Annotated in this window: 11 protein-coding genes; all 11 read right to left on the reverse strand. The window is 43.1% G+C overall.

Annotated elements, in window-relative coordinates; genetic code table 11:
- Positions 1 to 125: 125 nt before the first annotated feature.
- Positions 126 to 668 carry a DNA polymerase III gene (locus CVU62_07535; GenBank protein ID PKN37575.1) on the reverse strand — a complete coding sequence of 181 codons (543 nt, stop codon included), beginning with the start codon at positions 666 to 668 and terminating at the stop codon, positions 126 to 128.
- A 32-nt stretch (positions 669 to 700) separates the two neighbouring features.
- The gene (gene hypB / locus CVU62_07540; protein PKN37576.1) at positions 701 to 1375 is read right to left on the reverse strand and encodes a hydrogenase accessory protein HypB; all 675 of its coding nucleotides are present in this window, start codon (positions 1373 to 1375) and stop codon (positions 701 to 703) included.
- Complete coding sequence (gene hypA, locus CVU62_07545) at positions 1375 to 1725, reverse strand: hydrogenase maturation nickel metallochaperone HypA (protein PKN37577.1); 351 nt, start codon at positions 1723 to 1725, stop codon at positions 1375 to 1377. The genes hypB and hypA overlap by 1 nt, the downstream gene beginning before the upstream one ends.
- Positions 1726 to 1888: 163 nt before the next feature.
- Complete coding sequence (locus CVU62_07550; protein ID PKN37578.1) at positions 1889 to 2479, reverse strand: TetR family transcriptional regulator; 591 nt, start codon at positions 2477 to 2479, stop codon at positions 1889 to 1891.
- Between the two features lie 27 nt (positions 2480 to 2506).
- Positions 2507 to 3589, reverse strand: coding sequence for a hypothetical protein (locus CVU62_07555; protein ID PKN37579.1), 1083 nt, complete (start codon positions 3587 to 3589; stop codon positions 2507 to 2509).
- Between the two features lie 520 nt (positions 3590 to 4109).
- Positions 4110 to 6038 (reverse strand): NADH:flavin oxidoreductase, encoded by a 1929-nt coding sequence (locus tag CVU62_07560; GenBank protein PKN37580.1) that lies wholly within the window; start codon positions 6036 to 6038, stop codon positions 4110 to 4112.
- Between the two features lie 70 nt (positions 6039 to 6108).
- Positions 6109 to 6564 carry a ferritin gene (locus CVU62_07565; GenBank protein ID PKN37581.1) on the reverse strand — a complete coding sequence of 152 codons (456 nt, stop codon included), beginning with the start codon at positions 6562 to 6564 and terminating at the stop codon, positions 6109 to 6111.
- A gap of 404 nt (positions 6565 to 6968) precedes the next feature.
- Positions 6969 to 9473, reverse strand: a complete 2505-nt coding sequence (locus tag CVU62_07570; protein PKN37582.1) for a hypothetical protein — start codon at positions 9471 to 9473, stop codon at positions 6969 to 6971.
- Between the two features lie 8 nt (positions 9474 to 9481).
- On the reverse strand, positions 9482 to 9931 hold the full coding sequence (locus CVU62_07575; GenBank protein ID PKN37583.1) for a response regulator: 450 nt from the start codon (positions 9929 to 9931) through the stop codon (positions 9482 to 9484).
- Positions 9928 to 11823, reverse strand: a complete 1896-nt coding sequence (locus CVU62_07580; GenBank protein ID PKN37584.1) for a hypothetical protein — start codon at positions 11821 to 11823, stop codon at positions 9928 to 9930. The genes CVU62_07575 and CVU62_07580 overlap by 4 nt, the downstream gene beginning before the upstream one ends.
- A 26-nt stretch (positions 11824 to 11849) precedes the next feature.
- Positions 11850 to 12407, reverse strand: a complete 558-nt coding sequence (locus CVU62_07585; protein PKN37585.1) for a DUF4154 domain-containing protein — start codon at positions 12405 to 12407, stop codon at positions 11850 to 11852.
- Positions 12408 to 12462 lie beyond the last annotated feature (55 nt).

Genomic DNA, 12462 nt, shown 5'->3' on the forward strand with positions numbered 1-12462 from the left:
AGACATAAAAAATGCCTAAAATATCAATTCGGGAATAAAAAATTGAAAAACTGAAGATTTACTATATTTGCAGGAGCTTGTATCACAAAATGAGCACAATGCAAATGTTTGGCTAAAGTTAATTATTATCCCAGCAATTTCAATGCAATCAAGGCTGCTGCCCTGGCATCACTTAATGCTTCATGATGATTCAGATCTATTCCATAATGACTACAAACAGTCGACAGCTTATGATTTGAAAGATGGGGCAAATTTCTGCGTGCGGCCTGACAAGTGCAGAAACTGGTTGGCAATTTGTATTCAATTCCATACTTCCCACAACAGGCCATTAATACATTTATATCAAAAATTGCATTATGCGCTACCAGTATATCCGAATCCGTTAAATACTCGGACATTTCCCTCCACAATTCACCGAATAAAGGGAATTTGCTTACTTTTCCAGCGTCTATATTGTGTAACTCAGTGAAGAACGGAATAAAGAAATTAGGGGATGGTTTTATGTAACTCGAATATGTTTTTACTATTTCACTGTTTTTAACAACGACTATTCCTATCTGACAGGCGCTGGTTTTCTCGTAGTTAGCAGTTTCAAAATCAATCGCCGTAAAATTCAGGTTACCTCTATTAACAGCAACCTTGTTTGTACGCGCTTGTGTTGTTTCCATAATTCGCTTTTACCAATACTTCAGGTGGAGAACTATTTTAACTGCCTGAAGCTGTCCACTTCTTTCTTCAACCAGGTGATCCAGTCTTCTATACCCGATCCTGTTACACAGGAAACCTCTATGATGGTGATGCGGGGATTTAAAGCCAAGACTCGTTTACGCATGGCCGCCATGTCAAAATTGCTGAGAGACAAATAATCAATTTTATTAACGAGCAGTACATCACAGATGGAAAACATCAGTGGATACTTAAGAGGTTTGTCGTCACCCTCCGGAACGCTCAGGATCATCACATTTTTGTGAGCGCCGGTATCGAACTCGGCAGGACAAACAAGATTCCCTACATTTTCGATGATAATAAGATCCAGATCGTTCACAGCCAGGGCATCAATACCTTGAGTAACCATAGTAGCGTCGAGATGGCAGAATCCACCCGTCCTGAGCTGAACGGCTGAAATGCCCTGGGCGGCAACCTTTTCGGCATCCACTTTGGAATCGATATCAGCTTCAATCACACCGAGACGCAATTTTCCTTTTAGATTGGCAATCGTTTGAAGAATCAGACTGGTTTTACCCGAACCCGGTGAAGACATTAGGTTCAAAAGCATGGTTTTTGTTTTTTTGAGCCGTTCCCGAACTTCAGTAGCTACTTTGACGTTGTCCGCCAGGATTTCCTCTTTAACTTCTATCAGCCTGACCTCTTCCACTATTGTACCTCCATATCCTTGATGTAATATTCCCTTCCGGAAACAAGCGTGATGTTTTTTCCTCCGCAGGCCGGGCAGACAAGATCACCTAAACTTGCCGCCTCGGCTTCATAAGAAGTGGAACAAGCGCTGCATTGCACCATGATCGGCATTCGCTCGATTTTGAGTTTTGCCCCTTCGGCCAAAGTGCCCTTGCTCAGGTAATCAAAATAGCGTTGAATCCATTCATCTTCGAGATCGCTGAGTTTACCTATCTGCAGACTAATAGACACGACTTGACGCACGCTGTTTTTCTCTGCGTGTTTTAATACAACCTTTAAAATACTCTCAGTAACGGGAAGTTCATGCATGTTATCATTTTATTCCTATTTTAATCAGAGCACTATATTTGTCGGATTTATCGACTTAATCTCATCACTTCAATATTATCTCTGATTGGGAATTTAATTCTCCTTTGTTCATTATTTGTTTCAGCAAAACAATACAAATTGTCATGCCTCTTCATTTCTTTTCCTATGCTTTAATGTTTTCAAAATATCCTGTCAAGTAGCTTCGGAAGGCACGAAAAGGTTCTATATTTTTCACAACCTTCATATGCAGGATGGCTCCTTCGAATCCATAAAAAATCAAGCACGCGGCATCAGCAGTATTCAAACTGGCCGGTATTGATTTGTCGCGCTTGGCTTCCTCAAGACATGATTCTATTTGCGCAATGAGAGATCCGATTACGTCTTTCAGATGAACACGTAAACGTTCATTAGTGCCTGCCAGCTCCAGCGAGAGATTTCCGATGGGACAACCCATAGTATGTCCGTTTTGTTGAAAAGCATTTTCGAAAAATTCCAATAATTTTTCCAATCGTTTGACGGGCGGCATTTTCTTGTCACCCAAATAGTGTGTGATGATTCCGCTGATCATTGCACTGAAATAATCAATGATTTCCAATCCGAAATCTTCTTTGCTCTTAAAATAAAAATAGAACGAGCCCTTGGGAATACCCACGGCTTGAAGTATCTGCTGAAGACCAGTGGCATTGTAGCCTTGCGCGTGAATAAGTTCAGCTCCTTTGCGGATGATCTCCTCACGTGTACTTGTTTTGGTCATTACTGATTCTCCCTATGAACAATCGTATTAACTTTGCATAATTTTTAGAAAAGCGTCAAGTCTTCCTTTTTCCTGAAGTACTTTTGCTCCCATTTCCCTGACTGTAGCCGGAATAGAGGGAATTTGTTTTCTTTCAACAAGCTTAATAGCTTCGGCCGGACATCCGGTCACACACAAGCCGCAACCAATGCATTCTTTTGTGTTGACGAATGCAACATCATCTCTCATTTCGATAGCCTTCACCGGACAACGCTCTTCGGCACAAATAGCGCATCCGGTGCAGTCTTCACCAGTGACGTACGCCTCGAAACGGCTTGGCTCAAAAGCATGAAGATGCTTTAACTGTGTTCTCCCCCGCAGAACCGTACAACAGCAGGGGCAGCAGTTGCAGATCAAGTTGGCACGGTCAGCACTGTTATTACTTGTATGGACCAATCCAGCCTCTTCCGCCTGATCCAACACCTTCAGCCCATCTTCTTTGCTGATCTGACGAGCAAACCCTCTCTCCACAAGGAATTCAGCTGCTTCACCAAAGATAAGACATACTTCCTTAGGTTTGTCACATTTGCCCACGCTGACTCTGCAGGCGCATTTGGTCAGCGCAATGTAGTTTGCATTGTTAATGAAATTTTTGACCTCTTCATAGGGATGGACTCTGTCTTGCGCTGTAATCGATTTTTCCACAGCGATTACTCTCATGAGCGGTGTCGGCTGACCGGCAAAGGAAGCACCAAGCGCTTCATGATGATAGTCTTCCCATAGCTGGCCCAGGCGCTGATGCATGGGTGTTCCACCACCTTTCATAAAGGGAAACTCAAACACACCGGGAATAAGTGGAAGCAAACTGTATAACTTTTCTCCTTCTTTATTCTTCGAATAAATAATTCCTTTGTTGGCCATTGATTCCAAATTTTTTTTTGCTATGTCCTCCGAAACTTCAGCCAGCGTTGCTATACTGGAGGCACTTTTAGCTTTATAGCTCATATTGACGGCAAGAGCCGCTTCCTCCGGCGTAAAAAGTATGTGTAGTATCTCATTAATTGACTTTGCTTTTGGCGCCGTCGACGGATGTGAATCCAGAATTTCTCTTAATCGTTCGTAAATATCCATGGTCTTTCTCCTTTACTTTTAACTTGTCCAATAATATAATAGACCGGTCGTCTACAAGTCAAGAAATATTTTTTCATGAATAAAACTAAATCCTTTTATCCTCAAAGTTGCAGTATTAGCAACGGCAGATTAAAAGTTTAATTATATTGAATATTTTTTGGTTCACGCGATTATAATCAAGCAATAGTGAATCTCGTTTTAAAGAAGACGGGAGTTGGTTTTTCTTGGCGGAACTATACCATTAAGCAGCAATAGGCAGGCTCATCGAAAGGTGGTAAATTACAGGCAACCTGATTCTTTGCTTGATTAGGGCTGTTTCGTACTTGATACGGTATTTTCAGATGCAAGGCACACGACATGTGGCGCATCCGGCATTCGCCGGATTCACTGCGCAAATGCAAAGCCCAGTGCATACAGGCAGCGTTTTGTAAAAGCCTCCAGCTTTTACCGGTGAGGAATATTCCTAATATTTATTGCGCTTCCCATACGGGAATGCACGTCCGGTCAACAGCCCCTTTGTCTATATTTCTCCCCCTGCTCTGTGGCCTTCATGGATAGCCTCCAGAACGCGGCGAGGACTTTTGGCGTCACCAACTATTATATAGGGAATGCTCAACTCTTTGAGCACATCTTCCAGAGAATTATCCGACTTGGCACCCATGGCAGTCACTATCATAGCTGCATTCTCCATACGTTCTGTATCTCCCTGGCGATAACGCACATCTCCTGCTTCAATGCATGTTACCTGAGCACCAAAGATCAGCCTGCCACCGGCACTTTTGATGCGTTTGTGCAACCAGTATCCATGTGCCGTTAACTTTCCAACCGGAGGAAATGCCTGCATCTCGAGAACCGTAACAGGTATACCTTTGGATAGCAAATAATCAGCTGTTTCCATACCCACATAACCAGCTCCCAGAACAACAGCCGGACTTTTAAGTTCAACCTTGCCTGTAAGAACGTCACGGGCATCAACCACCTTTTCTGAGTCAAGGCCGGGGATGGGAAGCGTGACCGGATATGCACCGCAGGCAAGGATCACAGCCTCAGGCATATGTTGTTTTATTTCTTCTTTGCTGATCAGGTTTTGACAATGAACAGGTGTGGAACTTTTTTTCAGCTGACGCAGCGACCAGATAAGCCAGTCCTTGAAAGCCGATTTGTGCGGCGGCTGGCTGGCTGACAACAACTGCCCTCCGGGTTTTTCTTCCTTCTCAAATACTTTTACTTTATGCCCACGCGCTGATGCCGCCATAGCAGCCGACAAACCAGCCGGTCCGGCACCGATGACCCATACGCGCTTGGAAGGTTTTGCCTTGGGGGCTTGCCCCTTATGTTCGCCGCCGCATTCGGGATTGAAACTGCAGGTAGCCGACTTCATTTCGAAACTCAAGCGCTCAATACACCCCTGATTACAGGCTGTGCACCAGCGTATATCGTCAAGAGCTCCATCGCGAACCTTGTTGATAAAGTCGGGATCGGTAAGATGTTGACGTCCAAAACTTATAAGATCGGCGTCGCCCCGCGCGATAGCCTGATCGGCCAGTTCCGGATTATTGATACGCCCCACGCCAATAACAGGCACATGTACAACATCCTTAAGCGCGCGGGCACGGAACAAATTGAAACCGGGCTCTGTATCCATGGAAGCGATGGACAAACCGCCGGGTGTGGAATAAACTCCCACGGAACAATGAATGGCATCAACTCCGGCAGACACCATCATTGGCGCAAATTTCTGCATGAAGGACAAATCATACCCGCCGCGTACCAGTTCATCGGCCGATACGCGAATCCAGACAGGAAAATCATTACCTACTTTCTTACGCACCGCCGCAATAATTTCTAAAACAAACCGCGCGCGGCTTTCATCGCTCCCTCCGTATTTATCATCGCGTTGATTGGAAAAGGGAGAAAGGAATTGATTTAAAAGATATCCATGAGCTCCGTGGAGCTCCACAGCATCGAAGCCCGCCTCCTTTGCGCGTCCGGCCGCGCTAGCGAAGGCCTCGACAAGCTGGGTAATTCGTTCCAAGCTCATAGCCTCACATGGCTGGCCCAGGATAACGCTGGGTATAGCCGAAGGTGCCTCGGGAATAGTGCCTATCGCATCTTCAAAAGTTTCACGGCCGGCATGATGGAGCTGAAGCGCAGCCTTAGCTCCAAAGAGATGCAATGCCTCAGGAATGCGCGCCAACCCCGGAATAAAGGCATCACTCCAGATGCCAATCTCATTGGGAAAACCCTTGCCGCGTGCATCAACCGCGCAAACTTCGGTTATGATCAGGCCGGTGCCACCCTGTGCTCGCCGTGAAAGGTATGCCACCAGCCTGTCGCTGACCGTGCTGTCGGGATTGCCGTATCCCGTACCCATAGGCGGCATAACCGCCCGATTCTTTAAAGTCATACCATTAATGGTCACAGATGAAAAAAGATGTGGGAATTGCATTTAAGATTCCTTTTAATTGATATTTAATAAAACTTTGCGAAACATAATGTCAAATATGAAACTACACCATTTACCAGACTTCAGGAAACGCCATATTTGTATACATATCCTCAAGCTTACTCTTGTGTCCACGTTCCATCGTGGCCAGCTCAAGAAAGATATTCTTTTGCGCTGCGTCCGTGCTGACATTTGCCAGTTGAGTATACATCTGCATTGCTTCCAGTTCATTCTTGATCGCAATTACAATACCTTCAACAGGTTTGAGATCGGCAGTCAATGGCGGTGTAACAAGCGCATCCACAATTTTGTAATCTGTCGATTCCGAGAAATGCATTTTCTCCGGAGCTTTGGCAAGGAACCCCTCTAAAGTACGCTTGTGTTCTTTTTCTTCTTCGGCAAGTTTGCTGAAAATAGATTTGATGTTTTTGTCCTTAGCCTTTTTTGATACTGCACTGTAAAACGCATTCGCTTCGATTTCACGTTCTATCGCGGATGAAATTATTTTCCTGTATTTATTTTGATCCATTGTTTTGTTCTCCTCGGCAAAATGCCTTTTAAAATTTAAGCGGGTTATTTGGAATTATTCTTGCTCCATCAATTACTGCATCCAAATCAATTAGGCGTCACAAAATAAATTATTATTGAAATATAACAAAGCGAATTTGTAATGTCAAACGACTTTGGAGGATACCTTCAGCAATTTGCCTGGAAACGCATATCGTCCTATTTTTAAGCTTATACCGTTGATAAAGCTCGATGAAAAAAATGCAGGACTTAGTGCCTCCTCATTTGCAATGACATTTGATAAAATATTGTGGAATGATAAAAGGATTTCAAGAAAAACTGTTTCGCATATCTAAGATAGACACCATATACAAATGTTTAGGTATTGGAAGTAACGTGATAATTACCGTGTGAACTTTTTTAACGCTACGATTCAAAACAAACTCTGTCTTTTCCGTTTTTCTTCGCCTGGTACATGAGCTGATCGACCCGGTGAATAAAGGCTTTTATGTCCTCCTGCGGTCTGTACTGTGCAAGCCCAATGCTCACAGTCATATGTATGTCTTTTTTACTCGATTCAATAGGGAAAATCTCTTTTTTGAATTCTGTTCTGATTCTTTCCGCCATAATGGCGCCGTCCCTATCTGTTGACATGGGCATGATGATCGTGAATTCCTCTCCACCATAACGATAGCCCGAATCAGTTTGCCGTATACATCTTTTAATCACCTGGCCCAATCGCGATAAGATAACATCTCCTTCGAGATGACCATATGTGTCGTTTATTTTTTTGAAATCGTCCAGATCAAGGAGGAGAAGAGTCAAGGGCTGTCCGTAGCGGTTTGTTCGTTCGATTTCAATTTTTAGCTGTTGATAAAAATACATGGAATTGTAAAGCTGACTCAGATTATCGACAATACTGAGTTCACGATATCTTTCTTCACTTTCTCTTAGTTTTTCCTCCGCCTGCTTACGATCCGTTATGTCTTGCACAAATCCATTGAAGATAACCAATTTACCTTGATCATTGTATTCCGCAGGATTGCCTTTTGCCCAAATCCAGCGAATTGCACCATCCCTGCGCCTGATGTTACATTCGAATTCCCATGTTGTTCCAGCTAATAACGCATTATGGAATTTGTCATCGACGTCATTGCGATCCTCAGGAATAACGTGCTCAATAAACATTTCATACGTCCATTTTGGCAAAAGAGTTTCATAACCAAATATCTGGTCGTGGCGCAAAGACCGCCAAGCTTCACCCGTCAATACGTTGAGTTCCCATATGCCCATTTCACTGGTTTGAATCGAAAAATTCAACCTTCTCTCGTTTTCCTTTATCAAATTCTCCATTCTCTTGCGTTCGGTAATATTGCGAATCGATTCAATGGCACCTATAATCTCGCCGCGTGAATTATAAAGTGCCGTGGCGCTACCCTGAAAATATTCCTTTTCACTTCCTAAATGGGTAATATAGTTTTCCCCGGAAATGGTGTTGCCGTGCCAAGTTACAAAGTCATACCCGCCTTCAATCTTACCGTCTTGTTTTATAGCAATGTCGATGAGAATGGGACGACGTTCCCCGTAGAAGGGTAGAGCATATTCATAGTTACCCTTACCAAGCATATCTTCCGCTTTCACGCCGGTAAGTTCCTCCATGGCATAGTTCCACGCTGTAACCTTTCCTTGGTGGTCGATTATCATCGTCGGATCGGGGAAGAACAAGATAATCTCCTCCAGATGCCGTTCCAATTCACTAAGCATTAGTTCCGCCTTTTTGCGCTCGGTAATATCACGGGATAGACCGAGAAGACCCATCACTTTGCCATCTTTGTCGCGAATGCCGCTTACATTATTTTCCATCCAAACAACGGAACCATCCTTGTGATAATACTCGACCTCAATTTTCACGCTTCTATTTGGATCGGTATAGCCTTTTTTTTCATGCTGTAGCTCATCAAGCAATTGTTTTTGTATTCGCGCTAAAGACGAAGGCGTTATTTGATCTATAACATTCTGGGACATTCGTTCTTCCGGTGTGAATCCGAGAATCTTTTCAACCGATGGGCTTACATAGGTTGTCTGTAGATTCATGTTCAGCGTCCAGACAATATCGTTCATTCTTTCAGTTAAAAAACGATATTTGGCCTCACTATTCTGAAGCGCTTCCTCCGCCTTCTTGCGATCGGTCTGATCATCCGCATGCACAATGATCAGATCTGGAGAAACGAAAGCATAATGAACAGACAGATATTTCCCCGGATAAAATAATTTCGAGACAACGTCTCGTCTAATAACAGAATGTTCCGTGAAGCATTGTCTCATATCCTCAAGTATCTGCGGCTTGTTTTTATAGAGGCTTTCTGCGCTTTTATCCAGGTAATTGCATACGTTGTTGCCGGTAATTCGAACCGCGGCAAGATTAAAATCGATAAGATAAAAATCATCCCCTCTTTTCTGCCATGTGAAGGTTGGTATGGGGCTTTCCTGATACAGGGTTTTTAATCGTTCTTCACTATCGCGAAGCTCCTCCTTGATTCGCTTGCGTTCAATCGCATAACGAATAGAGCGGCTAAGCAAATAACTATTTATATGCCTTTTAATCAAGTAATCTTGAGCACCGGCCTTTACTGCTTCGATAGCAAGTTCTTCATCGCTCAGACCCGTCTGGACAATTATAGGAATTTTGTTGTTATTGAATAAGACCGCGTAGAGCGTATCAATCCCCTGAGAATCAGGTAAACCGAGATCCAAAAGGATGACGTCAATACCATCGCCTTTCAAACACTCCAAACCTTTTGAAAGCTGGTCGGAATGGACTATCTCGAAAACATTACGGCTGTCTTCCGACAGCATCTCCCGAATCAGCCTGACATCGCCCGGATTGTCCTCAATTAACAGAACCTTAATACGCTTACCGTTCATCTCCATCCCTTCATCTATTTCGACGGAAGTTTAACAATAGTGAACCAAAAATCTTCAATTGCTTTGACGACTTCAATAAAGCAGGCAAGATTTACAGGCTTCGTAATATAACAATTAGCATGAAGACTATAGGCTTTCAGAACATCTTCCTCCGCCTTTGATATAGTTAATATAACCACGGGAATTGTTCTTAAATCTTCATCATTTTTTATCTCACTTAATACCTCTCGTCCATCCTTCCTTGGTAAGTTCAAATCCAGAAGAATCAAGTCCGGGCGGACTGCATTTTGAAAATTCCCTCTTTTGAAAAGAAAATCCATTGCTTCCACACCATCCCGTACAACATGCAAAACGTTTTTCACTTTACTGTCCGCGAGCGCCTCCTCTGTCAATCTTACATCGCCGGGATTGTCTTCAACCATTAATATTTCAATCGGTCTCATACTATTCATTTCGGCACTCATACATTTCCTCCTTGCAATGAAATTGTGAAGAAAAATTTTGATCCTTTCCCAGGTTCGGATTCCACCCATATACGCCCGCCATGCCGCTCCACAATTCTTTTGCAGATGGCCAACCCGATTCCTGTTCCCTGATATTCCTCTCTGGCATGCAGTCTCTGAAATATAACAAATATTCGTTCATGATATTCCGGAGAAATGCCGATGCCGTTATCACAAACAGAAAAAACCCATTCATCCGGTTCCTTTCTCGCCGTTATATGAATAACCGGACGCTCAGCGCTTCTGAATTTTATAGCATTACTGATCAGATTCTGAAACAATTGTGAAATTTGTGTTTCATCAGCCATTAGGACAGGCAAATCACCGTTGGTTATGATAGCTCCATTCTCTTCAATTAAAGGACCTAAATTAACGAGCACCTGCCCTAAAATCACAGAAAAATCTATTGATTGGAAAGGTTTTCCCCGCGTTCCAACGCGGGAATAAGACAGCAGATCATTGATCAATCGTTGCATGCGATTGGCTCCATCCACAATAAAACCAATAAATTCGTCCGCATCCTGTCCAAGATGATCCTTGTATCTATTCCCCAATAATTGGCTGAAACTTGCTACCATACGCAGCGGCTCCTGCAAGTCATGAGAGGCAACATAAGCAAACTTCTGCAGTTCCGCGTTGGAACGGGCCAGCTCTTCCATTGCATACCCCAGCTTTTTTTCTGCAATCTTGCGTTCGGAAATGTCGCGAAATGTACCCTGAAGAACCTTTCGGCCACCGAGATTAATAACACTTGCCCGTATCTCTACATCCTTAATGATACCATCCTTTGTGATCACCTGGGCTTCAAGTATCTTTCCTTCTGCAGCAGACTTGTGTTTCGTGAATGTCTCTGAAAACTGTTCGCCGGTCTCTGTTTGCGGATGCAAAATGCGCTGATGCTGTCCGATTAATTCTTCCTTTGAACGCCCGATAAGAACAGTGGCGGCATAGTTACAATCTATGATTTCACCAGTTATATTATCAGCTACAAAAATCGCATCAAGTGCCTCTTCAAAAAGCCTACGCCACTTATCTTCAGAGTCTCTCAGCGCTACCTCCGTCATTTTACGTATAGATATCTCCTGCTGAAGATCCTTTGTGCGCTCCTTTACCTGTATCTCCAGTCCGTCTCGTGCCTTCTGCAGCTCGGAATCCCGTAGCTGGATCTGGGTAAGCATTTCATTAAAACCGTCAACCAATGTACCCAACTCATCATGGCTTTCTGTTGTGGCTCGAACGGTATAATCCTTTTCGTCGGATATGCTTTTCGCTGTCGCTGCCAAATGTAAAATAGGCTGGGATATCATTTGTTGCAGTTTCGAAGAAATCAAAAGAGCCATCAAAAGAGCCAAAATCAAAACACTCATTACAATACCGGCATATTGGATTAATCTATTTTCCATTTCACTCAAATCAGATTGAATATAAACCATTCCAATTTGTTCGCCTTCAGAGGTAATTCTTTTGAACAAGACCAGACAATCACCATCAAAACGGTATCCGTCCGTACGATCCTGTAAATTTTGTGGTGCCTTGATATTATTATTCTTACTATAGTCCGCAAATATCTGACCGTTTCGTCCATAAATGCCGGCAGATATAATACTGGGTTTTGTCTTCAGCGGGTTCAACGTTGCTTTAGCGGACACAGGGTCATTAAAAATTAGCGAGGAAGCGCTATTGATACCGATAATATCGGCAAAAATTGTTAGCTCACGCACCATGGTATCGCGAAAGATCATCCCTTCGTAAACAACGAACGCTATACTTGACAACAGCATAACAGAAGCGCTGACTATCATACTGATCCAGATCAATTTTTTCTTAATAGAAAAATACCCGAAACGAACCATTAGTTTTATTCCTGCCTAAACAATACTTATTCGATAATTATCGCCAGCTTCAAAAGTTGAGCACTTATACGTAATCCAGTCTGCTGTGCCGCTTTCACATTGATTTCAAATCTTATATAATTTTTTACCCTTCTGAAATTAATCATACCACCCCGATCTGCAAAATCTTGCATATCACTCACCGTCAGCACTGGTATTTTACGAACTGAATTGAATATTTCTGTCAAATTATCTTTCGCGTCATTTCCGACAAACAAAATATGACAACCGGTAATATCTTCCATCCTGGAGAATCGTTTTACTGATACGGGCTTTTCGTGAATGAATTTTCCGGCAACGACCTCTCTAAGAACCTGAGCAAAGTCGTCATCGCCATAGACGCCGATAATAAAGTATTTTCCTCCCCATCGATCAGGAGGCCATTCGACAAACTTCCCAAAATTATAAATAAATGCCGCCTTCACCTGAGCTTCAGTTGGTTGCCCTTCTTCGGCAAACGCAAGATTGCCGTAACTTAAACAAGCAGAAGCAAAAAGAATTGTCATTAGGGCGCATTTAGAAATAATTGATAAACGGTATTTCATAAAAATTTACCTATCCTTGAAGGTAAAAAACATTTTGCCTATCATGCCCGACAAA

This window comes from Deltaproteobacteria bacterium HGW-Deltaproteobacteria-2, from assembly GCA_002840505.1.
In the GTDB taxonomy this organism is placed as follows: domain Bacteria; phylum Desulfobacterota; class Syntrophia; order Syntrophales; family Smithellaceae; genus Smithella.

Excerpts from the sequence above, each read along its gene's own strand:
- CVU62_07560 (PKN37580.1), bottom strand. The coding sequence starts at position 6,038 with ATGCAATTCCCACATCTTTTTTCATCTGTGACCATTAATGGTATGACT.
- hypA (PKN37577.1), bottom strand. The coding sequence starts at position 1,725 with ATGCATGAACTTCCCGTTACTGAGAGTATTTTAAAGGTTGTATTAAAA.
- CVU62_07550 (PKN37578.1), bottom strand. The coding sequence starts at position 2,479 with ATGACCAAAACAAGTACACGTGAGGAGATCATCCGCAAAGGAGCTGAA.
- CVU62_07575 (PKN37583.1), bottom strand. The coding sequence starts at position 9,931 with ATGAGTGCCGAAATGAATAGTATGAGACCGATTGAAATATTAATGGTT.
- CVU62_07580 (PKN37584.1), bottom strand. The coding sequence starts at position 11,823 with ATGGTTCGTTTCGGGTATTTTTCTATTAAGAAAAAATTGATCTGGATC.
- CVU62_07585 (PKN37585.1), bottom strand. The coding sequence starts at position 12,407 with ATGAAATACCGTTTATCAATTATTTCTAAATGCGCCCTAATGACAATT.
- CVU62_07570 (PKN37582.1), bottom strand. The coding sequence starts at position 9,473 with ATGGAGATGAACGGTAAGCGTATTAAGGTTCTGTTAATTGAGGACAAT.
- CVU62_07555 (PKN37579.1), bottom strand. The coding sequence starts at position 3,589 with ATGGATATTTACGAACGATTAAGAGAAATTCTGGATTCACATCCGTCG.
- CVU62_07565 (PKN37581.1), bottom strand. The coding sequence starts at position 6,564 with ATGGATCAAAATAAATACAGGAAAATAATTTCATCCGCGATAGAACGT.
- CVU62_07535 (PKN37575.1), bottom strand. The coding sequence starts at position 668 with ATGGAAACAACACAAGCGCGTACAAACAAGGTTGCTGTTAATAGAGGT.